The organism is Sporosarcina sp. E16_8, assembly GCF_017347095.1.
Taxonomy (GTDB): Bacteria; Bacillota; Bacilli; order Bacillales_A; family Planococcaceae; genus Sporosarcina.
Genome location: NZ_JADPRZ010000006.1, coordinates 113,101 through 135,678, shown reverse-complemented (window position 1 = coordinate 135,678; position 22,578 = coordinate 113,101). Strand labels below are relative to the sequence as shown.

General features: G+C 41.7%; 20 protein-coding genes and 1 other annotated feature (1 of these 21 only partly in view). All 20 genes read left to right on the top strand.

Translation table 11 applies throughout. The features are described from left to right. Nucleotides 1-21 precede the first annotated feature (21 nt). The 20 genes from I2484_RS07415 to I2484_RS07320 all read left to right on the top strand — a co-directional run bounded on the left by I2484_RS07415 (nt 22) and on the right by I2484_RS07320 (nt 22,132). On the top strand, nt 22-471 hold the full coding sequence (locus tag I2484_RS07415; RefSeq protein WP_207150403.1) for a GNAT family N-acetyltransferase: 450 nt from the start codon (nt 22-24) through the stop codon (nt 469-471). 124 nt (nt 472-595) lie between these two features. Further along, on the top strand, nt 596-1,150 hold the full coding sequence (locus I2484_RS07410; RefSeq protein WP_207150402.1) for a TetR/AcrR family transcriptional regulator: 555 nt from the start codon (nt 596-598) through the stop codon (nt 1,148-1,150). Nucleotides 1,151-1,266: 116 nt separating this feature from the next. After that, nucleotides 1,267-2,595 carry an MATE family efflux transporter gene (locus I2484_RS07405; protein ID WP_207150401.1) on the top strand — a complete coding sequence of 443 codons (1,329 nt, stop codon included), beginning with the start codon at nt 1,267-1,269 and terminating at the stop codon, nt 2,593-2,595. 342 nt (nt 2,596-2,937) lie between these two features. Then, nucleotides 2,938-4,104, top strand: a complete 1,167-nt coding sequence (gene nagA / locus I2484_RS07400) for an N-acetylglucosamine-6-phosphate deacetylase (RefSeq protein ID WP_346014165.1) — start codon at nt 2,938-2,940, stop codon at nt 4,102-4,104. Next, complete coding sequence (gene nagB, locus I2484_RS07395) at nt 4,101-4,841, top strand: glucosamine-6-phosphate deaminase (RefSeq protein WP_207150399.1); 741 nt, start codon at nt 4,101-4,103, stop codon at nt 4,839-4,841. Before nagA ends, nagB begins: the two co-directional genes overlap by 4 nt. Nucleotides 4,842-4,846: 5 nt before the next feature. Then, the gene (locus I2484_RS07390; RefSeq protein ID WP_207150398.1) at nt 4,847-5,569 is read left to right on the top strand and encodes a GntR family transcriptional regulator; all 723 of its coding nucleotides are present in this window, start codon (nt 4,847-4,849) and stop codon (nt 5,567-5,569) included. A 4-nt stretch (nt 5,570-5,573) separates the two neighbouring features. Continuing rightward, nucleotides 5,574-6,296 carry a sugar isomerase domain-containing protein gene (locus I2484_RS07385; protein WP_207150397.1) on the top strand — a complete coding sequence of 241 codons (723 nt, stop codon included), beginning with the start codon at nt 5,574-5,576 and terminating at the stop codon, nt 6,294-6,296. 31 nt (nt 6,297-6,327) lie between these two features. Further along, complete coding sequence (locus I2484_RS07380; RefSeq protein WP_218627949.1) at nt 6,328-6,594, top strand: phosphocarrier protein HPr; 267 nt, start codon at nt 6,328-6,330, stop codon at nt 6,592-6,594. A gap of 373 nt (nt 6,595-6,967) precedes the next feature. After that, entirely contained in the window at nt 6,968-7,939 is a 972-nt protein-coding gene (locus tag I2484_RS07375; protein WP_207150396.1) for a tetratricopeptide repeat protein, read from the top strand. Nucleotides 7,940-8,052: 113 nt separating this feature from the next. Then, nucleotides 8,053-9,339 (top strand): trigger factor, encoded by a 1,287-nt coding sequence (tig, locus tag I2484_RS07370; RefSeq protein WP_207150395.1) that lies wholly within the window; start codon nt 8,053-8,055, stop codon nt 9,337-9,339. 149 nt (nt 9,340-9,488) lie between these two features. After that, nucleotides 9,489-10,754: an ATP-dependent protease ATP-binding subunit ClpX gene (gene clpX, locus I2484_RS07365; protein ID WP_207150394.1), complete on the top strand. Its 1,266-nt coding sequence runs from the start codon at nt 9,489-9,491 to the stop codon at nt 10,752-10,754. A 124-nt stretch (nt 10,755-10,878) separates the two neighbouring features. Then, nucleotides 10,879-13,203 carry an endopeptidase La gene (gene lon, locus I2484_RS07360; protein WP_207150393.1) on the top strand — a complete coding sequence of 775 codons (2,325 nt, stop codon included), beginning with the start codon at nt 10,879-10,881 and terminating at the stop codon, nt 13,201-13,203. Then, nucleotides 13,200-13,781, top strand: a complete 582-nt coding sequence (gene yihA / locus I2484_RS07355) for a ribosome biogenesis GTP-binding protein YihA/YsxC (RefSeq protein WP_207150392.1) — start codon at nt 13,200-13,202, stop codon at nt 13,779-13,781. The genes lon and yihA overlap by 4 nt, the downstream gene beginning before the upstream one ends. Before the next feature lie 372 nt (nt 13,782-14,153). Continuing rightward, nucleotides 14,154-15,518, top strand: coding sequence for a glutamyl-tRNA reductase (gene hemA / locus I2484_RS07350; RefSeq protein WP_207150391.1), 1,365 nt, complete (start codon nt 14,154-14,156; stop codon nt 15,516-15,518). 88 nt (nt 15,519-15,606) lie between these two features. Continuing rightward, nucleotides 15,607-16,437, top strand: coding sequence for a cytochrome c biogenesis protein (locus I2484_RS07345; protein WP_207150390.1), 831 nt, complete (start codon nt 15,607-15,609; stop codon nt 16,435-16,437). 247 nt (nt 16,438-16,684) lie between these two features. Next, the gene (gene hemC, locus I2484_RS07340; protein ID WP_207150389.1) at nt 16,685-17,614 is read left to right on the top strand and encodes a hydroxymethylbilane synthase; all 930 of its coding nucleotides are present in this window, start codon (nt 16,685-16,687) and stop codon (nt 17,612-17,614) included. Continuing rightward, nucleotides 17,607-18,365 carry a uroporphyrinogen-III synthase gene (locus I2484_RS07335; protein WP_207150388.1) on the top strand — a complete coding sequence of 253 codons (759 nt, stop codon included), beginning with the start codon at nt 17,607-17,609 and terminating at the stop codon, nt 18,363-18,365. The genes hemC and I2484_RS07335 overlap by 8 nt, the downstream gene beginning before the upstream one ends. A 2-nt stretch (nt 18,366-18,367) precedes the next feature. Further along, the gene (hemB, locus tag I2484_RS07330) at nt 18,368-19,348 is read left to right on the top strand and encodes a porphobilinogen synthase (protein ID WP_207150387.1); all 981 of its coding nucleotides are present in this window, start codon (nt 18,368-18,370) and stop codon (nt 19,346-19,348) included. After that, nucleotides 19,349-20,641 carry a glutamate-1-semialdehyde 2,1-aminomutase gene (gene hemL, locus I2484_RS07325; RefSeq protein ID WP_207150386.1) on the top strand — a complete coding sequence of 431 codons (1,293 nt, stop codon included), beginning with the start codon at nt 19,349-19,351 and terminating at the stop codon, nt 20,639-20,641. Nucleotides 20,642-21,556: 915 nt separating this feature from the next. Next, the gene (locus I2484_RS07320) at nt 21,557-22,132 is read left to right on the top strand and encodes a hypothetical protein (RefSeq protein WP_207150385.1); all 576 of its coding nucleotides are present in this window, start codon (nt 21,557-21,559) and stop codon (nt 22,130-22,132) included. Between the two features lie 226 nt (nt 22,133-22,358). Next, nucleotides 22,359-22,578: a binding site (T-box leader), on the top strand; it runs 32 nt beyond the window's last position.

The window sequence follows — 22,578 nt, the reverse complement described above, 5'->3', positions numbered from 1 at the left end:
TTAAATATGAAAGGAATAATGATGACAGTAATTATCAAAGAAGTTTCGAACGACAATATAAACGATATTTTAAAATTGCGTATAAATGAAGAGCAACAGTCTTTTATTGAAACGCCGCAACAATGCTTAGATGAGGCAAAGGCATGCAGCAACTTTAACCCAGTAGGGCTTTATTGGGATAAGAGTTTAGTTGGTTTTGCAATGTATGGATTTTTTCCCGATGAAGGAGAAAATGGTCGAGTGTGGTTGGATCGGTTTTTAATCGATTCTAAACATCAAGGTCTTGGATTAGGAAGCATCATGTTAAGCGCATTAATTCAACGGTTAGAACAAGAGTATAGTTGTAATGAAATCTATTTAAGCATCATTGCCGATAACCAAGGAGCACTTCACTTGTATCAGAAATTTTCCTTTCAGTTCACTGGTGAAGTGGATAGTAATAATGAAAAGTTAATGGTGAAAAAGTTATAATTCTTTTTGGTTTTATCGTTTAAAACCTGACCTTCCTACCTCCGTGGACATTCATCGTACAGTCGTTGTATAATGAAACTAATAAAACCACATTCGGATTTTTAGTTTTTGGGGAGGTCGAAATTTGAAAACAAGAATCATCAATGCATTTATTGAAGAAACGCGAAATAATGGCATTAAGTTCACGATGGATGATTTAGCAAGGCGACTTGGAATTAGCAAGCGGACGTTATATGAAAATTACTCATCTAAGGTAGACATCCTTGATTCGATTATTGATATGACGCTCGTTGAGTTCGATGAACAAACACGACGTATCATTGATAATTCAGAACTTACACTGCTAGAAAAAATACGTAAGGCGATTGTCGTCATGCCAAAATACAATGAGTTTTACGATCTCCGGATTTTGAATCAATTAAAACGGACCTATCCTGAACAGTGGGAACGAGTGAATCGTGAGCTGCATCAGTGGGATGATCTAAAGGGGCTTCTTGAAGAAGGGATCCGAGCGGGTGTCATTGTAGATCGGAATATCGATTTGCTAATGAAGCTGATTATAGAGGCTTCGAATGCAACGCTCGATCGACAGTTTTTTTTAGAACATAGTATTTCTGTTGCGGAAGCGTACGGGACGATTGTGGATGTGTTATTAACAGGTATGGTGAAGGGAAATTAAAGGGGAGCTTACTGGCATTTCAATTGCCAGTCTATTTTTTTGAATGAAGAAACTATAAAAACTAAAATCGTTTTCATGTTTTATGAAACGATATAAGATAAGGAATTGAATTGGTAATGAAAAAGGAACAAGTAGTAAACCGTTTAGATACGGAGTCTGTAGGGAAATCATTTGTGAGGTATTTAATCCCATCGATGGTTGGGATGCTACTGATGGCTATCAATATTGTGGTTGACGGAATTATGGTTGGCAATCGTTTAGGCCCAGTCGCTCTTGCTGGGGTAGGTATTGCAGCGCCCGTTTATACAATTTTTGTCGCGATGTCACTGTGGATTGGAATCGGTGCAGCGACCCGCTATTCCGCAAAGATGGGTGCTAAACGGCCCGATGAGGCACGTGTTATTTTTTCACATGCCATTGTTGCTATATTTATATTGACAATAATGATTGGGCTTATTGCTTTTCTGTTTAGGACGGAACTTGCGTATTTGTTAGGCGCGAATGCCGATACGTTTGAGTACACTGCAGGCTATATGAAGGTCATGTTGCTGTTTGGATTCATCTTCACTGTAGAAAACACATTCAGTATTTTAGTGCGAAATGACGGTGGACCAAATTTGTCAATGATTGCACTTATTGCTACGGCAGTCGTCAATATCGGCTTAAATTATGTATTTTTATTCGTACTTGATTATGGTGTAGAGGGTGCTGCTGCGGCAACAGTTATTGGAGCATTTGTCGGACTTGTCATATTGAGCACGCATTTTTTTAGAAAGAAAAGTAATTTGCGTTTCGTGCGCTTTAAGTTTAACCGAAAGCTTTTCCTGCTAATATTAGTAATTGGATTTCCAAGTTTTCTTGCGGAAGTCGGGTTTTCGGTCTTTACAATCTCACATAATATCACGTTTGAATACCTCGCTGGAACCGCCGGTGTGTCTGCATTTACGATATTGAATTATGTTCACAGTGTCATGCTGCTGTTGTTTTTAGGAATGGGGGCGGCGATTCAACCGCTGATTAGCTATTACCGCGGCGCTGGAAGTGAAGTCAAGATGAAAAAGACTGTTCGAATGGCGATTGGGACAGCGTTCGGGGCGGGCATCTTCTTCCTACTCGTCGGTCAATTTGCAGCTGCTCCAATTGCAAGTATGTTCGGCGATTTCCCAGAGGAAGTGATGGCGCTTGCTATTCCGGGTATTAAATTATTCTTTATCGGGTATCTTTTCATGGGTACAAATTTTGTCATGATGACGTATTATCAATCCATCGGACAGATCCGTATGGCAACGTGGATTACCGCAGCAAGGGAAATTGTCATTTTGCTGATTTTGCTTGCCATTATGCCACGGCTATTTGGATTAACGGGCGTCTGGCTCGCAATACCGACATCGGAATTCATTGTGCTGGTGACGATTTATTATTATCATAGAAAATGGAATAATTGAGGTATGCCCGTATGAGCAGTTTGTAAGGAACATAATCATAAATATACGAGTAGTAGTGCGGACCAAAGCGATTGGTTTGCACTACTTTTTCGTCATAGGAAAAACAATTCCTTTCGGATTAATCTGTCCAATGAGCGCATACAATTGATTTTATCAAATTTCCAAACTGGTATAGACAACTATACCAACTAAGTGTATAGTGAAAATTAAGAATACTGTATATGTTAAACGCATGAACGCCTGTGCAAAACGAGCGGGAGGTATCCCCGAGCGCCACCGCGGATTTGAATGGACTATTTATTTTAATATATAGTAGGATACTCAAAAGGAGTGACGAATTTGATGAAGACATTGTTGATTTCAAATATTACAATTGTCGATCCAAAAAAAGACAGTATATCTGGCGACATTTATATAGAAAATGGCGAAATTATAGAAGTAGCTGCTGCTATAAATAAAGTTGCAGACATCCGAATCGATGCAATGGGTAAGGATTGGATTGTTGTGCCTGGATTTATTGACGTTCACATTCATGGTTCTTCGGGTTTTGATGTAATGGATGCGACGCCGGAAGCATTAAATGGTTTGGCGAGCGCGCTTCCCCGTGAAGGGACTACAAGTTTTTTAGCAACAACAATGACACAGTCGGACGAAGCGATAGCTAAGGCGTTACATAATGCAAGTTTATTTAATGCGGATGAAAGGCAAGCTGAAATGGTAGGCGTTCATTTGGAAGGGCCTTTTATTTCAGCTGTAAGGGCGGGTGCACAACCGATTGAACATATTACAACGCCGTCTTTTATCCATTTCGAACAATGGCAAGAGTTAAGTGGTAACCGCATTAAAATTGTAACTGTTGCTCCAGAGGTGGAAAACGGTCTTGCATTCATTGAAGATGTAACAGCGAGTGGTGTGATTGCGTCTATTGGGCATACAGATGCAACCTCGGATATCGTTCGAAATGCGGTTGAAGTGGGCGCTACTCATGTGACTCATTTATACAACCAAATGAGCCCTTTTCATCATCGGGAACCGGGGGTTGTTGGTGCATCTTTAGTGGAGGATCCTTTGACGGTTGAAATTATCGTGGATCAAATTCACTGCCATCCAAAATCGGTAGAACTTGCTTATCGTCAAAAGGGTTCAAATCGAATCATTCTTATTACGGATGCAATGCGTGCAAAAGGACTCCCTCCTGGGACGTATGATTTAGGTGGGCAGGATGTAGAGGTAACGAATAAGGACGCACGGCTGCCTGATGGCACGCTTGCGGGAAGTATCTTAACGATGGAAAATGCAGCGAAAAATATGAAGTCGATTACAAATTGCACACTGGCTGAACTTGTTGCAATGACTTCAACAAATGCCGCCGAGCAACTCGGTCTTTCTAATAAAGGCAGAATTGAGCCTGGTAAAGATGCAGATCTTACAATCATCGATGAGGACTGGAATGTCCAGATGACTATTTGTAGGGGAAACATTGCTTATACTAAGGAGGTAATCGTATGAAAGTAATCGTATGTGATAATTATGATGAAGTAAGTGAAAAGGCTACACAATTGGTAGAAGCACAAATTCTTGAAAATGATTACTCGGTCCTTGGACTTGCAACAGGATCTACGCCACTAGGGCTCTATGAACGATTAGTTGAAGGCGTTACGTCACGTGGAATATCGTATAATAATGTGTGCACTATTAATCTCGATGAATACCTTGGTCTAGAGAAAGAGCATCCGGAAAGTTACCGGGCATTTATGTCTGTTAACTTATTTGATAAGATTGATATTTCAACTGAAAATACGTATATTCCAGATGGGGCATCTGATTCGGCAGAAGAAGAATGTCTGCGTTATGAACAAGTGATTGATAGCGTAGGACCGATTGATCTGCAACTATTGGGCATAGGAAAAAATGGGCATATCGGATTTAATGAACCAGGAACAGATTCAAACAGCCTGACACATGTCGTGGAACTTGTTGCATCTACCCGAGAAAGCAACGCACGCTTCTTTCCTTCGATTGATGATGTTCCAACACACGCGATTACAATGGGCATCAAATCGATATTGAAAAGCAAGAAAATTATTATAATGGCATCCGGAAAAAATAAAGCAGAAGCTGTGAAAATATTATTAAGTAAAGATGTGAATGAAAGTTTTCCGGCATCCATTTTATGGAATCATGATAATGTTGTACTTATTGTTGATCGGGATGCATATGAACTGGTAAATTCATTAGGGAAGTGAGCACTATGCTAGATAAACAGTCACCGGTACCCATGTATGTTCAAATCGAGAGCTATTTGAAAAATCAAATTCTGCAGGGGGATTTTGTAATTGGTGTGGCAATCCCTTCTGAACGTGAATTGACGGATACGTTTGGCGTGAGTCGCATGACTGTCCGCCAATCCATCACGAATCTAGTAAATGAAGGGCTCCTTTATCGTGAAAAGGGACGCGGAACCTATGTGGCGACGCCCAAGATTGAACAGCCCCTTAGTGGCCTTACAAGCTTTACAGAAGATATGCTGTCGCGTGGGATGAAACCTAGTAACATACTTGTTAGATTTGAAAGAATGATACCTGAAATGGATATTGCGCATGAGTTACAGTTGGCTAAGGATGAAGAAGTATTCATCGTTAAGCGAATTAGGTATGCGGACGACAAACCGATGGCGATTGAAAGGTCGTATCTTCCTGTCAAGCTGGTCCCGGACCTTGAATTGGATAACATAGAAGGATCACTTTATTCGTTTATTGAAAAGGAGAAACGACTGATAATTAGCCATGCCTCGCAACGCATGGAAGCTGTGTTAGTGAAAAAGGAAGATGCAGGGTTTCTACAAATTACTATGCCTTCAGCAGTGTTGCTGATAGAACGAATCAGTTATTTAACGAACGATGTTCCGATTGAAATTGTTCGAAGTACATATCGGGCAGATCGTTATAAATTTATCAGTGAGATTCGGAGATGATAGTATGAATGAATATTTCAAGGAAATCGAATCGTTGATGAAAAAAGTTATTTGTGAAGAACAGCAATCTGTTGAAGAAATTGCGGCAGAGATGACGAAACGTCTTTCGCTTGGTGGTATTGTTCAGTTATTCGGTTCAGGACATTCTCACTTAATCGCAGAAGAACCATTTTTTCGTGCGGGCGGTTTAGTACCTGTACGACCTATTATTGTCGAGTCACTGATGCTTCATAATGGGGCCACCCAAGCATCTACGAATGAAAAAGACCCCGAATTCACTCAAACATTTGCGGGTCAGCTAGACATTCGTCCTGAAGATGTAATCATTATCATTTCAACTTCCGGACGAAATGTGGTACCAATTGATGTAGCGAACATTGCAAAAGAGTCTGGGGCTTATGTGGTTTCCCTCCAGTCTCTTTACTACAATGCGTATGAACAGCCGTCCAAACACCATTCAGGAAATAGACTTGAAGATGTTGCGGAAGCTGTTTTGAATACGCATATACCGGTAGGGGATGGGCTTCTAATTTCGGAGGGAATGCCTTATGCTCCTGCTTCTGGTGTAATTGGGAATATGCTTCTTCATGCGACATTCAGTCGTGTGATTGGTATGATGATTGAGAGTGGTATAGAACCACCAATATTTAAAAGTGCAAATTTGGATGGGAGCTCTGCACATAATGAGCAAATGATTGCTACTTATGGCAAGCGAATTAAGTTTTAATAGACTAATTAATCAAAAGGGAGAGTTTAAAATGATTGAGAAAAATTACAAAGTTACTAGCAACGAAGGACTACACGCACGTCCATCATCCGTATTAGTTTCAGCGGTGACACCATTTACGTCAGATGTAAAACTAGCATACATGGAAAAGACAGTGAACTTGAAATCGATTATGGGTGTTATGTCACTGGGGATTTCAGCTGGTGCCGATATTAAAATCATCGCTGACGGTGAAGATGAAGAAGCACTAATGGCTAAAGTGGATGAAGTAATAAAATCAGAAGGTATCGGTCAATAATCACGTCAGTTTAATGAATTACAGTACGGTATATTGAATCTAGTGTTAGTAACTGGCATTGGAGTGCTTACTTGAACCCAGTGTGGGCACCTTACAGGGGTAGCCAAAGCCCTAAGACTGGTGGCAAAGCCAGTTGGATTATGGCGAGAGGCATCTCCTAAGCGCCGAAGCGATATTCAATGGAATCATTGATTCGACACAGTATATATAGGTCTTTCAAATCCTTGTGAAAGCGTCACCCAAGTTTCGGTCGGGTGACGCTTTACTTTTTTTCGGGACAGTCCATCGACTTTTTTTCCTAATCGACCAACTATCAATGTTAAAACAGAAATCGCTGTGATATAGTGGGAAATGATGAGAGAAGGTGCGCGTATTGAGAAAGAAATACGGAAGACTCAGGAAAAAAGAAAATGTTATCGTCTTTCCAGGAACATTTGAAAAGCTTGTTGAAAATGGCCATGTAGCCGTTGAACAGGAGAACTATGAATTAGCGGTGGAAGCATTTGATCAGGCGATTGTATATGAACCTGACAATCCGGAATTTCTAGGACCATACGCTGTTGCCCTTTACGAAACAAAAGACTTTCAACGTGCAAAAGAAATTGCAGCGAGGCTCCTTCATAGCGGAACCGCCGATTACGTCGATGCAATGGAGCTGTATTTGACAATTAGCATTCAACTGCAGGAGTACGATGAAGTTGAAATGACAATTGATGCGCTAATTGATGAAGGAATCGTTCCACCTGATATGCTGAACAAATTCAATTATCTGCGGGAATTGAATGGTCGGTTGTCTGAGCGCTATGCACAGGACGAGCCCAGCTATCGAATGGAATTATTCACACTGGACGAATTCATGAAGATGGATGCATTAGCACAACAGTATGCACTGGCTTCGCTTGAAGGTAGTGACCTAACTGACTTAGTCCCTTTACTTGAGAAAATCGTAGTGCGGGACGATGTAGCACCGTTAGCCATTACGTTCGCATTGACGCTCCTGCAGCAAACGGGGCACTCTGATGAACTTACAGTGCGGAAATTTGGCTGGGAGAAGCGTGTTGTTCCAACAGCTATGACGTTACCTGGGCAAGATGAATTAACGAAACTAGTCCTTGAAGAAGTGGATCGTCGGTTACTACAAGATCCATCTAGATTAGAAATGGCGCAAGGTCTCATCGAGAAATTTGCAATTACTGCATTCCCTTTCGGCTGGGGGACACATCAAGCAGAAGAAGTCGCAACAGCCTATGTAAACTACATAGAAAGTCTGTTTTCCGGTGAGCAGTTCCCCGAGACAGCACTGAACTTACTTATTCAACAGATTGACAACGATTCGGACCTTTAGCAAAGTGCGAAATCTGTTGAAAGATGAAGAGACTATGATATACTGAAATGGTTGTCAATGCAGTATATACGTAACAAAAGATATTGGCCAAAACGATTCGGAGGTATTTAATAATGACAGTTAAATGGGAAAAACAAGAAGGAAACACAGGGATTCTAACAGTAGAAGTACCCGCAGAAGTAGTAACGGCGGGTCTTGATAAAGCATTCAAGAAAGTTGTGAAAACAATACAGGCACCAGGATTCCGTAAAGGGAAAATGCCACGTCAAATGTTTGAAAAAATGTATGGTGTAGAATCACTTTACAATGAAGCACTTGATTTCATCCTTCCAGACGCATATTCAAATGCTCTTGACGAAGCAGGCGTTGAACCAATCGATCGCCCTGAAATCGACATCGAACAAATGGAAAAAGGAAAAGAACTTATTTTCAAAGCGGTTGTTACATTGAAACCGGAAGTTAAACTTGGCGATTATAAAGGCCTTGAAGTAACACGTCAGGAAACAACAGTCACTGACGAAGAAATCGAAGAGCAACTTAAAGAGCGTCAACAAAAATTCGCTGAATTAGCTATTAAAGAAGATGGCGCAGTTGAAAATGGCGACACAGTGAAAATCGATTTCGAAGGTTCTGTTGATGGAGAACTTTTCGATGGCGGGAAATCTGAGGGGTACGACCTTGAAATCGGTTCAGGTTCATTTATTCCTGGATTCGAAGAGCAATTGATCGGCATGAAAAATGGCGAAGATAAAGACGTAGAAGTGAATTTCCCAGAAGAATATCATGCAGCTGAACTTGCTGGAAAAGCAGCAATTTTTAAAGTGAAACTTCATGAAATTAAGTCAAAAGAAATTCCTGCACTAGATGACGAACTTGCAAAAGAAATTGATGAAGAAGTGGAAAGTCTTGAAGCATTGCGTACGAAGCTGAAAGAAGCTACTTTGGAAGAGAAAAAATCGGCATCTGAAGTAGCACTTCGTGACGATCTTGTCGAAGCGGCTGCGAAAAATATGGAAGTCGAAATTCCGGAAGTAATGATTAATTCTGAAATCGAACGTATGATGGAAGAGTTCGGACAACGTCTTCAATCACAAGGTATGAACCTTGAGCTTTACTTCCAGTTCTCTGGACAAGATGAAGAAGCACTACGTTCACAAATGAAAGAAGATGCACAAAACCGTGTTCGTGTTTCACTAGTACTTGAAGCGATTGGTAAAGCTGAAAACATCGTAGTTGAAGAAGCAGACATGAATGCAGAACTTGAAAAAATGTCCGCACAATTCGGTATGGATGTTGAGCAAATCAAAACGACACTTGGTGGAACTTCGGTTCTTGAAAACGACCTTCGTTTCAATAAAACAGTTGAATTCCTGGTTGAAAACGCAAAGATTACTGAATAATAAAGTGAAATAAGGACAAGGTACGGAAGACCGTACCTTGTTTTTCATAGAAAGACATAGATTGACCTTCTTGAATAGGGAAGAATTCTAATTAGTTGATAAAAATCGGGGAATCTTGTAAGATTGTCACTTGAATAGGGGTGAGCATAATGTTCAAATTTAACGATGAAAAAGATAACTTGAACTGTTCTTTTTGCGGGAAATCCCAGGAGCAGGTTCGTAAGTTAGTCGCTGGTCAAGGCGTCTATATTTGTGATGAATGTGTTGAGCTTTGTGCTGAAATCGTCGAAGAGGAAGTCGGACTTGAAGAAGGTTTCGAGCTTAAAGATGTTCCCAAACCGAAAGAAATTCAAAGTATACTCGATGATTACCTTATCGGACAGGACCGTGCAAAGAAATCACTTTCAGTCGCTGTCTATAATCACTATAAACGTGTTAATTCGAACAGTAAGATTGATGATGTCGAGCTATCGAAATCCAATATTGTCTTAATCGGACCAACAGGAAGCGGTAAAACATTACTTGCTCAAACACTTGCTAGAATCCTCGACGTACCCTTCGCAATTGCGGATGCTACATCTTTGACGGAAGCGGGATATGTTGGAGAAGACGTAGAAAATATTCTATTGAAACTGATTCAGGCTGCAGATTACGATGTGGATCGTGCGGAAAAAGGGATCATCTATATTGATGAAATCGATAAAGTTGCGCGTAAATCCGAAAATGCGTCCATTACACGTGACGTGTCAGGGGAAGGTGTCCAACAGGCACTTCTTAAAATTCTTGAAGGGACAGTTGCGAGCGTACCACCACAAGGCGGTCGTAAACATCCACATCAAGAATTTATCCAAATTGATACGACGAATATCCTCTTTATTGTTGGGGGAGCATTTGACGGCATCGAAGAGATCATTAAGCGCCGTATTGGACAAAAAGTAATTGGTTTCGGTGCTGAGCCGAACTTGGTTATTGAAGAGGAGTCTTACCTTGCTAAACTGATTCCGGAAGATCTTCAACGTTTTGGTTTGATACCAGAATTCGTAGGTCGTTTACCTGTTCTTGCGAGTTTGGAACAGTTGAGCGAAGATACACTGTATCAGATTTTGACGCTGCCGAAAAATGCAATTGTGAAACAATACCAAAAAATGTTTGGACTTGACAATGTTGCACTGCGATTCGAAGATGATGCCTTGCTTGAAATTGCAAAAGAGGCAATTACACGAAAAACAGGTGCTCGTGGTCTGCGTTCAATCATAGAGAATATCATGCTCGACGTAATGTATGAACTGCCTTCACTTGAAGAAGTGACTGAGTGTATCATTACAAAAGACTCCGTCTTGGGGCAATCAAATCCAATTCTTTTAACAGCGGACGGTACCCGAGTTCATCTGGATAATGAGAAAGACTCGGCGTAACGCCTGAAGGATGAAGCTGACTCCGATGATGCGTGTGAAAATGCGCTCTTCGGATGTCAGCTTTTTTTCAACGTTTTAATAAACCAAAAGTTGGATATACATAATTAATGGAGGTGACTTCCGCATGTCAACTAATGAATTGAACAATATACCATTGTTGCCGCTTCGTGGGCTGCTCGTATACCCTACGATGGTTTTACATATTGATGTTGGAAGAGAGCGCTCCGTATTTGCCATTGAACACGCAATCGCACAAGATAACCTTATTTTTCTCGCTACACAGAAAGATATAAGTATAGAAAATCCGGAACCGGAGGATCTGTATAAAGTAGGGACATTGGCGTTTGTTAAATCGATGACGCAATTACCAAACGGGACGTATCGCATACTTATTGAAGGAATTGAACGTGCAGAATGGTCTGATTATGAGGAAGCAGATCTTTATCCTGTGGTTAAAGTAATTGGTTATCCAGATGATGAGGAAATTGATGCAGAATCTGAAGCGCTAATGAGAACGCTACTTACATACTTCAAAAAGTACTCGAAAATCTCGAAAAAAGTGACAGAAGAAACATATGACTCTGTCGCTTCAATTATAGAGCCTGGTAGACTGGCAGATACGGTCGCTTCTCATTTACCGCTCAAATTGGTTGCAAAGCAAGAAGTACTTGAAATAAAAAGTGTCAATGAACGCCTTGAATGGCTTATGAGTAGACTTTATAATGAACAAGAAGTCCTGAAGCTTGAAAAGAAAATTAATGAACGTGTTAGGGAAGCAATGGAGCGAACGCAAAAAGAGTTTTATTTGCGTGAGCAGATGAAGGCAATTCAGACTGAACTGGGTGATAAAGACGGTAAAGGTCTGGAAGTTATAGACTTGACTGAGCAGATTGAGAGTTCCGGTATGCCGGAAGGCGTTAGGGAAGCCGCGTTGCGTGAACTCGACAGATATGAAAAACTACCGTCTGCTGCAGCTGAAAGTGGAATCATCCGCAATTATATCGAGTGGCTCGTAACGTTACCATGGTCCGATGCGTCAAAAGATCAGCTCGATATTAGTCGCTCAGAAGAAATCTTAAATCGCGACCATGATGGATTAGAAGCAGTTAAAGAACGTATTCTTGAATATTTGGCGGTTCGTCAGTTAACGAACTCATTACGGGGACCAATTCTTTGTCTGGAAGGTCCACCCGGTGTCGGAAAAACGTCATTAGCTAGATCTATTGCAGAATCTCTTGGCAGGAAATTTGTTAGAATCTCACTTGGTGGAGTCCGCGATGAGTCGGAGATTCGCGGTCACAGACGGACTTATGTCGGTGCTATGCCAGGTCGAATTATACAGGCGATGAAAAAAGCTGGTAAGATTAACCCGGTGTTCCTACTGGATGAAATCGATAAGATGTCGAATGACTTCCGGGGGGATCCATCGTCCGCAATGCTTGAGGTGCTTGACCCAGAACAAAACGATAAATTCAGTGATCATTACATCGAAGAACCTTATAACCTATCGGATGTCTTGTTCATTGCGACTGCCAATGATTTAAGTGCCGTTCCAGGACCGCTTCGTGACCGCATGGAAATCATCTCAATTGCCGGTTACACGGAAATTGAGAAGCGCTCTATCGCGAAAAATCACTTGATACCGAAACAGTTGAAAGAGCACGGACTCACGAAGTCGCAAGTGCGTATCAATGATCCTGCGATTCAGGACATTGTAAGGTATTATACGCGCGAAGCGGGTGTACGTGGCCTAGAACGACAAATTGCAGGTATTTGCCGTAAAGCTGCGAAACTGATTGTCACGGGTGAGAAGAAAAGTATCTCAGTTAGTCCTAAAACACTTGAATCTCTCATTGGTAAAAAGAAATACAGGTATGGACAGGCGGAGACGGTGAACCAAATAGGCGTAGCGACAGGACTTGCTTATACACAAGTTGGTGGAGATACATTGCAGATTGAAGTTTCTTTATCGCCAGGAAAAGGTAAACTTATCCTGACCGGTAAACTTGGAGATGTTATGAAAGAGTCTGCACAAACTGCATTGTCTTACGTACGTTCAAAAACGGTGGAGTTCGGTATTGATCCGGATTTCCATGAAAAGTGTGATATTCATATCCACGTTCCTGAAGGCGCAATTCCTAAAGATGGTCCATCAGCCGGCGTGACGATTGCTACAGCACTGGTCTCTGCATTGACGAAACGGCCAATACGCCGTGAAGTCGGGATGACCGGTGAAATTACACTGCGCGGTAGAGTTTTACCGATTGGTGGCTTGAAAGAAAAAACATTAAGTGCCCATCGAGCTGGCTTGACGACAATTATCTTGCCAAAAGAAAATGAGCGCGACATCGAAGATATTCCAGAAAGCGTCCGGGAGGAAATGACATTTAAACTTGTTTCTGACGCAGAAGAGGTCCTCGAAATTGCATTGGAGGAGACTTCCGAATGAAAGTCAATAACGTAGAAATGATAATGAGTGCTGTACGACCCGACCAATATCCGACAGAAGGGTATCCGGAATTTGCATTAGCAGGCCGGTCGAACGTCGGTAAATCATCTTTCATAAACAAGATGATAGGTAGAAAAAGCCTTGCGCGAACTTCTTCGAAGCCAGGTAAGACACAAACGTTAAACTTTTATAAAATCGAAGAGCAAGTATTTTTCGTTGATGTACCGGGATACGGTTATGCGAAAGTATCAAAGTCTTCTCGTGAAACATGGGGGAAATTCATTCAACAATATATGACTGAACGGGAACCACTTCGTGCTGTCATTCAAATTGTTGATTTACGCCATGCTCCAAGTGCTGAAGATTGTGCAATGTACGATTTCCTAGTAGATAATAAAATGCCTGCAATCATCATTGCGACGAAAGCGGACAAGATTCCTAAGGGGAAATGGGAAAAGCATAAAAAAGTCGTTCGTGAAACACTTGCAATGCGGCCATATGATGCGTTAATTGTCTTTTCATCTGAAAAAGGAATTGGCATGGACGAAGCATGGAAAGAAATTGAGAGCAGAATGTAACTTTAAAATTGAAAAATCCGGAAGACGAGATATACATCGTTTTCCGGATTTTTATAGTGTGCTGGCATACAGTTTAGTTATTCAATCGTATGCACTAATAATTTGTTCATCTTTTTCTTATCCTGTCGTATAATTTAGTTAATTTGTCGTATAATAGTTGTGAAGGATACCCTAGTTCCACTAAATTCGAGTTAGGATTGCACATTAATTGCATGTGAATTCGAAGGCTGTTAGACTTAGATTGTAATCATTATAAATAGTTGCGTTTAACCGTTCGTAGTCATATGTTGTTCACAATTCCCAGTAAGAAAAGTGATAGCTATATGGTATAATAGGAAGCGTGAAATAGAACGTGAGAGGTGTGAACACCTGATGCATACAATCGTAATCGGTGTCAATCACCGGACAGCACCTGTTGAAATAAGAGAGAAATTATCATTTATTGAGACAGAACTGCCGCAGGCGATGCAAACATTGCAACAGCAAAAAAGCATATTAGAAAATATTATTATATCGACATGTAATCGAACTGAAATTTACGCGGTTGTCGATCAGCTGCACACGGGCCGTTATTATGTGAAAAACTTCTTAGCTGAATGGTTCGATATACCTTTGGAATCATTCTCATCGCATCTTATTATCATGGAAAATGATGGTGCGATTGAGCATCTGATGCGCGTATCAGCAGGTATCGATTCCATGGTTCTTGGTGAGACGCAGATTTTAGGCCAAGTGCGGGACAGTTTCCTTGAAGGCCAAACGATTGGTACGACAGGTACGTTTTTCAATGAGTTATTTAAACAAGCCGTAACACTCGCGAAAAAAGCGCATACTGAAACTGCAATTGGTGATAATGCTGTCTCTGTTTCCTATGCTGCTGTAGAACTCGGGAAAAAGATCTTTGGCACATTGGATAAAAAACATGTGGCCATTCTCGGAGCGGGCGAAATGGGTGAACTTGCTGTTAAGAACTTGCACGGAAGTGGTGCGAGTAAAGTGACTGTTGTTAACAGAACACTGTCGAAAGCAGAAGCACTTGCAGATAAATTCGGTGGCATCGCGAAATCAATGCAAGAACTGCAATGTACACTGCTAGAAGCGGATGTATTGATCAGCTCAACAGGTGCAACCGACTTCGTTATTGACTTCGAACTTATGCAGTTAGTAGAGCGGTTACGTAAGGGAAGACCAATATTCATGGTCGATATCGCAGTGCCGCGTGATTTGGATCCGCGTATCGGGGATTTACCGAACGTATTCCTGTATGATATCGATGATTTACAAGGTATTGTTGAAGCGAATCTTGCTGAAAGAAAACGGGCTGCTGAAGAAATTGGCTTGATGATTGAACAGGAGATAGTCGTGTTCAAGGAGTGGGTTGCCCAACTTGGAGTGGTTCCTGTCATTTCGGCACTTCGTCAAAAAGCACATCGTATCCAAATGGAAACGATGGCGAGTATTGAAAATAAAATGCCTGATTTGACAGACCGTGAGAAAAAAGTCTTGAGCAAACATACAAAATCGATTGTTAATCAATTACTGAAAGACCCCATTTTGCAAGCGAAAGAACTAGCAATGGATTCAAAATCAGTTGAAAAACTGGAGCTCTTCCAACAAATATTCGGCATCGATGACGACGTTGTGAAAGAGAAAGAAATGCTTGCAAAACAAGCGAAAGAACGGTTAAAGCTCAGAGCAGAAAGACATGCGACGGCACAACCGGATTTGGCATATTGAACGTTGTCAATGGGGCGTTTCCGCATCAGTGTGATACACTATAGATGCGGAAACGCCTCTATTAGTTCGGAAAGGCAGAGAAGTTATCATGGCTGATATGATAATGGCGAGGCTGCATGAAGTGATGGTCGTGCTTTATGCAGTAAGTCTTGTTTTTTATTTTATAGATTACTTGAATAAGGATACATTTGCACATCGAAGCGCTTTTTGGATTCTAACCATCGTTTACTTTCTACAAACATTCTTTCTTGTAATGTATATTATTGAATGGCAAAGGTTCCCTATACTAACTCTTTTTGAGGGAATTTATTTTTATGCTTGGCTTTTGATTACCTTATCAATTGTCTTGCATCTGTTTTACAAAGTCAGTCACACCGTCTTTTTCTTAAATGTGATTGGGTTCATCTTTATGACGATACATACATTCGGACCTGTACAAATTGAGCAGTCACCGATAGGGGAATCGCTTATGTCGGAGCTGCTATTCATCCATATTACATTTGCAATCTTATCCTATGCGGCATTTGCAATGTCATTCGTTTTTTCGATTCTTTATCTTCTTGTCTATAAAGTTTTGAAGAAAAAGAAATGGTCGAAACAATTTAACAGGCTTCCTTCACTTCATCAAACAGAGATAGGTATGAAAGCATCTCTTTATACAGGTATTCCATTTCTGTTAGTCAGTCTAATCCTTGGCATGCAGTGGGCAATTGTTGCACTTGATGTATGGTCATTTTTTGATATGAAGATTATCGGCTCATTTGTCCTTCTTGCCATTTATGGATCTGTATTATTCTTGAAGCGAAGTGGCAAGCTAACAGGAAATGACTTTGCATGGGCTAACGTATTCGCATTCCTATTTGTTATCATCAATTTTTTCCTTGGAAGTAAATTATCTGAGTTCCATTTCTGGTTATAACTAAATACAGGTCGGTTTCAAACCTCAGTTGTACTAGTTAAAGCATTAGACGGATGCCACAGAATTTTCGAGGGGATTTATCGAGCAAGCTCGGGTCTGGGTGATGCAGGTCATTTAACAAGGAGAAATTGATTTTCATTCCTCCTTGTTGTCGCAAGGATGCGCTGTTCTTAGGCTAACTACTTTACTGGATTTGGACACAACTATGCTTTAGCATAGTTGATTAAGAAAGGTTGGATTAATTAATATGAGAAAAATTATCGTAGGTTCAAGAAGAAGTAAACTAGCATTGACGCAAACAAACTGGTTTATAGATCAGTTGAAAGCTGCCGGTGCTCCGTTTGAATTCGAAGTGAAAGAAATCGTTACGAAAGGCGATCAAATCCTAGATGTAATGTTGTCGAAAGTTGGCGGTAAGGGGCTCTTCGTAAAAGAGATTGAGCAGGCATTATTTGATAAGGAAATCGATTTTGCAGTACATAGCATGAAAGACATGCCAGCTGTTCTGCCTGAAGGGCTTGTTATCGGTTGTATTCCTCCTCGTGAAGATGCGCGTGATGCATTCATTTCAAATGGTCATGTGAAATTCATGGACTTACCGGTAGGAGCTATAGTAGGGACGTCTAGTTTACGCCGCAGTTCACAATTACTACTTCTGCGTCCGGATCTTGACATTCAATGGATTCGCGGCAATATCGATACACGTCTGAAGAAAATGGTTGACGGTGAATACGATGCGATTCTCCTTGCGGCTGCCGGTATGAAACGAATGGGCTGGAGTGCGGATGTAACTACTGAATACATGTCTGTTGAAGATTGTATTCCAGCTGTAGGACAAGGGGCATTGGCAATTGAATGCCGTTTTGACGATAAAGAGCTGCTTGCAGAACTTGCGAAATTAACGGATGAAAAAACATGGATAGAAGTTGAAGCAGAGCGTACTTTCCTAACTGAAATGGATGGCTCATGCCAAGTTCCGATTGCCGGATTTGCGCAATATAACGGTAGCGAAGTTGAGTTTACGGGCTATATTGCTTCTCCTGATGCAAAACAAGTATTTAAAAAGACTTTCTCGAGTGCGGACCCTGTTGAAGCGGGTATGGAGGTTGCAAAAATACTGCGTGCTGAAGGGGCTTCAGAAGTGATTGAGAAAGTGAAGGCGGATATGGATGCATGATCGTCAACCGCTGTTAGCTGAAACAGTTATCTTTACAGGGACACCTAAATCTGAAGATGTCTTTGAATTGGTGAAGCGCTACGGAGGGACGCCTGTTTCATTACCACTTATTCAAGTGGAGGAGTTAGTGGAACAGACAGATGAACTTCGTTTGGCCGCTTGTCCGATGTATGATTGGTTAATATTCACAAGTCAAAGTGCGGTTGCAGCGTTTGGTGCTAAACTGATTCGTCATGGTGTTGCTTCGGAATCAATTCCGGCAAAAATAGCAGCGGTAGGCACTCGGACTGCAGAAGCACTTGAAAAAATTGGTTTTACAGTTGATTTCATCCCGACCGTGTTTAGTGCAGATACATTCGTAAAGGAATTTAATCCAGCTGAAACGGATATCCGACGCATTCTTTTTCTGCGTGGATCTATTGCGGGCGTCACCATCAAAGAGGAACTTCCTTTTGAAGTGGATGAATGGACAGTTTATAAGACGGAACGTGCAACTGACTCCATCGATTCGCTCGTAAATTTATTGAAACAACAACAACGGTTGAGCGTATTATTCGCAAGTCCCTCGGCAGTTGAAATTTTTGCTGAAGAAGTAGCCCCGCGGACAGGTTGGAACGGTTTTACAATCGGGGCCATCGGACATGTGACGGAAAAAGCGTTGCTAGAAGTTGGTGCGACCGTTCATGTTAGACCTGATACATATACACTTATGGATCTCGTCGAGAAATTGGCGAGTCGAAAGGAAGGGTAATAGTGGATACTTTACAATTCAGACGCAACAGACGTTTGCGTACATCAAATACATTACGATCTATGGTAAGAGAAACTGTCTTGAGGAAAGAGGACTTTATCTACCCGATTTTTGTCATAGACGGGGAAGACATCAATAATCCAATCGCTTCTATGCCAGGGGTGTTCCAGAAATCACTCGACCATTTTGCAATTGAACTCGATGAAGTCGTGTCACTTGGAATTCCATCGATCATTTTATTTGGTCTTCCTGCAACGAAAGATGATAGGGGATCGGAAGCTTATTCTGATCAAGGGATTGTCCAAAAAGCCACTCGTTTAGCGAAAGAACGTTATCCTGAACTTATTGTCATCGCAGACACTTGCCTGTGCCAATTTACAGACCATGGGCATTGCGGCGTTCTAGAAGGCGGCAAAGTACTAAACGACCCGTCACTAGAACTACTGGCGCGTACTGCGGTAAGTCAAGCGAAAGCGGGAGCAGACATCATTGCACCATCCAATATGATGGACGGTTTTGTTGCAGCTATTCGTCAGGGATTAGATGCGGCTGGTTTTGAAGATATTCCGATCATGTCCTATGCGGTGAAATATGCCTCTGCTTATTACGGACCTTTTCGTGACGCAGCAGAATCTTCCCCTAAATCAGGCGATCGGAAGACGTATCAGATGGATCCAGCAAACCGCCTAGAAGCAATGCGTGAAGCAGAATCGGATGTTGCGGAAGGTGCTGACTTCCTGATTGTTAAACCGGCGCTGTCGTATCTAGATATCATGCGTGATGTCAAAGACAATTTTACATTGCCAGTAGTCGCGTACAATGTGAGTGGCGAATATGCCATGGTTAAAGCAGCAGCGCAAAATGGCTGGATTGATGAAAAAGCGATTGTTCTTGAAACGTTGACAAGTATGAAGCGTGCGGGTGCAGATCTAATTATGACGTACCATGCGAAAGATGCGGCACGCTGGCTGGAGGAGAACTAATTGGGTAGAAATTATGAAAAGTCGAAACAAGCATTTGCAGAAGCGGTAAATCTTATGCCAGGTGGAGTAAACTCTCCTGTTCGTGCATTCAAATCTGTCAATATGGACCCGATTTTCATGCAATGTGGAAAAGGCGCTATCATTACAGACATCGATGGCAACGAGTATATCGATTATGTACTATCTTGGGGTCCTCTTATTCACGGCCATTCTGATCCAGACGTAGTTGACGGCATTAAGCGCGTTGCAGAAACTGGAGCAAGCTTTGGTGCGCCGACATTAGCGGAAAATGAACTTGCGCAACTCGTTATTGAACGCGTTCCTTCAATTGAAATGATTCGTATGGTGTCATCCGGTACGGAGGCTACGATGAGTGCACTGCGTTTAGCACGCGGTTACACAGGTCGTAATAAGATTTTGAAATTCGAAGGCTGTTACCACGGTCACGCAGACTCGTTGCTCATTAAAGCGGGTTCTGGCGTTGCAACACTTGGTCTACCAGATAGCCCGGGTGTGCCTGAATCGGTTGCGAAAAACACAATCACTGTTCCTTATAACGACTTAGAGAGCATTAAAGTCGCAATTCAAGAATTCGGTGACGATTTAGCAGCAATCATTGTAGAGCCTGTCGCAGGTAATATGGGTGTTGTCCCACCTGAACCAGGTTTCCTTGAAGGACTGCGTGAGTTGACAGAGAACAACGGCACGCTTCTTATTTTTGATGAAGTAATGACTGGCTTCCGCGTGGGTTACAATTGCGCACAAGGTTATTACGGTGTCACTCCGGACATTACATGTCTCGGAAAAGTAATTGGCGGTGGACTTCCTGTTGGCGCATATGGCGGTAAACGTGAAATTATGGAAAACATGGCTCCTGCAGGAATGATTTATCAGGCAGGAACTTTATCAGGAAATCCACTTGCAATGACTGCAGGAATTGAAACGTTGAAAAAATTAACGCCCGCTTCATATGACCATTTCATCAAACTTGGTGATCAGCTAGAAGCCGGTTTCCGTGCAGCAGCTAAAAAGTTTGATATCCCGCACACAGTAAACCGTGCAGGTTCGATGATTGGCTTTTTCTTCACAAATGAAAAAGTGTCGAATTACGACAATGCAAAAACAGCTGACCTTGAATTGTTCGCGGATTACTACCGCTTGATGGCGGAAGAAGGTATCTTCCTTCCACCATCACAGTTTGAAGGCATGTTCCTATCGACTGCGCATACAGAAACGCATATTGAGAAGACGGTTGAAGCGTTCCATACGGTATTTGCTAAACTTCGTGCTTAAAAAAGTGACAAGTCAATTCAAAAACGAACTTGACATTTATGTGTGTTTTACTACACGTCTGTTGATTAACCAAGGTAACCAGCATATAACTTGATCAAACACTGTGTGCTAGGTGTATAGTTGGATTTGGATTGCTTTGGATTGAATGACTTCATTACGATTATCGAGATGTCTGGACGTGTAGGGATGCGACATTGTCGCATCCCTAATCCGTTTTCCCAGTAATCGTATGGTAGTCCTTCATCCGCCCTGCTCCAAATGGGTAAGTATACGAAGTGCTAAGGCTTAGTGGGACGAAAGAACAGAGGGGCAACGATCTGGATAAAAGCCGCCAAAGATGCAATTTTGGCGGCTGATGCTTTCTCTATGGTTTTTCCCTTTTTCATTAAAGAAGTGTCACTTTCTGGTGGATATCACATAATTAGATACATAAAGTTTACTAAAAGTAAGCAAGAAACGCATTGTACAACGTGCAAGAGTACCCGAAATTGCATCTTCGGGCACTTACAATTCCAATAGAAAGTCATCTATTCGATTCTTTCAAACATAACTGCATTTTTCACTTGAACATTGTAGGAACGCGACAGGCAACTATTCGCGATAGTATTACTGAAAAGAGTGTGTCTAGAATTGACGGAGTCACTTCTAGACACACATGCCCCCTCGGTAAACATGTCATGAATATTTCGCCGAAAGCGAGCCGGAAATGGTCCAGTGAAAACGGATTTTCCCAAGCCCTACTCACCTGTATTTTATGCGGATAAATGCTTAATCAACAGACATGGTTTTAATAAAAACAATATCCTTCGACTGGTTTACAGGTCGGAGGATATTTGCGTTCGATCGATTTATTCTTCTATTGCAACCATACCGCGCATACAATTGTTTGTGAAGGAATAGAAGGAGGGAACATGTATGGAGAAAAAACAGTGGTCAATGCAAGAAAATTTTTATTTCCCGGAACATGCTGGCGTACCGACTGGGGTACAGTCAGTCACAGTTACGCCAAGATATACTGAAGAGCGAACGGAAGATGCGGTCCGGTTGACAGGCATTTATCATATTGCGGCGAATATCGAATTTGATGAAGGGCTACGGGCGGTGGAGTGGGACGATTCATTTATCCTCATTGACGATGTCGAAGTGGATGGCAAAGACGGATATTTTGAATATGCAGTACCGCTAAATATTGACTTGCCTTCAATCGCAGAGAGTCCGCTGGAGATTGTAACAACGCATGCAACAGGTAAATCGGACGGACAAGGTACTTACGGAGTTGTCTGGAATGTAGAATGTACGTACACAGAAGCAGTTGTCCTAGTGGAACAACCTGAGGAAGTGCAAGTAGTAGTTGCGACGCCGCTAGTAGCAATTAACAGCACTCCGTTAGACGAGCTGGACGAAGTGCTGTCGTTCATTGCGGAGCTCACAGATGGCGTATCGACAACAGCCTACCGTTCAAATGATGTTTTTGTAAAGAACGAAAGCTAAACCACAGAGTAAACATAACAGAAGAAAATCGCCTGTAGTTGGCACGATCAATAATCGTATCAATTGAAAGATACAAATTGGGATAATGATCCCTCTACAGTAAAATCGACATCTTCGAAGCCAGGGAGGAAGTAAATAAGGGTTATATCCTCTACGCATGACACAATCCTTTCGTTATATACTTGACGAGCAACCGGTTATTCCGTTACAATTATTGCAATTGCATATGGATGCGATGATTGGGATAGTACGTAAATGGATTAGACTAAAGAGAGGGTTCGAGTGCTGAAAGGACCTGTCGATTATTTACTGAATGTAACCCATGAGCAGTTTCCGTGAAAGGGTGTTCAAAAAGAAAAAACATTTTTTGAACGTAGTAGCGGAAGCCGGTTTGAAGCCGTTATCGAAGTTTGAGGTGCACAGTTCTTTTGTGTGCACGAATAAAG

Bases quoted from the DNA above. Each gene is read 5' to 3' on its own strand.
- I2484_RS07415 (WP_207150403.1), top strand. From the start codon at position 22: ATGACAGTAATTATCAAAGAAGTTTCGAACGACAATATAAACGATATT.
- I2484_RS07405 (WP_207150401.1), top strand. From the start codon at position 1,267: ATGAAAAAGGAACAAGTAGTAAACCGTTTAGATACGGAGTCTGTAGGG.
- nagA (WP_346014165.1), top strand. From the start codon at position 2,938: ATGAAGACATTGTTGATTTCAAATATTACAATTGTCGATCCAAAAAAA.
- nagB (WP_207150399.1), top strand. From the start codon at position 4,101: ATGAAAGTAATCGTATGTGATAATTATGATGAAGTAAGTGAAAAGGCT.
- I2484_RS07390 (WP_207150398.1), top strand. From the start codon at position 4,847: ATGCTAGATAAACAGTCACCGGTACCCATGTATGTTCAAATCGAGAGC.
- I2484_RS07385 (WP_207150397.1), top strand. From the start codon at position 5,574: ATGAATGAATATTTCAAGGAAATCGAATCGTTGATGAAAAAAGTTATT.
- I2484_RS07380 (WP_218627949.1), top strand. From the start codon at position 6,328: ATGATTGAGAAAAATTACAAAGTTACTAGCAACGAAGGACTACACGCA.
- tig (WP_207150395.1), top strand. From the start codon at position 8,053: ATGACAGTTAAATGGGAAAAACAAGAAGGAAACACAGGGATTCTAACA.
- clpX (WP_207150394.1), top strand. From the start codon at position 9,489: ATGTTCAAATTTAACGATGAAAAAGATAACTTGAACTGTTCTTTTTGC.
- lon (WP_207150393.1), top strand. From the start codon at position 10,879: ATGTCAACTAATGAATTGAACAATATACCATTGTTGCCGCTTCGTGGG.
- yihA (WP_207150392.1), top strand. From the start codon at position 13,200: ATGAAAGTCAATAACGTAGAAATGATAATGAGTGCTGTACGACCCGAC.
- hemA (WP_207150391.1), top strand. From the start codon at position 14,154: ATGCATACAATCGTAATCGGTGTCAATCACCGGACAGCACCTGTTGAA.
- I2484_RS07345 (WP_207150390.1), top strand. From the start codon at position 15,607: ATGGCTGATATGATAATGGCGAGGCTGCATGAAGTGATGGTCGTGCTT.
- hemC (WP_207150389.1), top strand. From the start codon at position 16,685: ATGAGAAAAATTATCGTAGGTTCAAGAAGAAGTAAACTAGCATTGACG.
- I2484_RS07335 (WP_207150388.1), top strand. From the start codon at position 17,607: ATGCATGATCGTCAACCGCTGTTAGCTGAAACAGTTATCTTTACAGGG.
- I2484_RS07320 (WP_207150385.1), top strand. From the start codon at position 21,557: ATGGAGAAAAAACAGTGGTCAATGCAAGAAAATTTTTATTTCCCGGAA.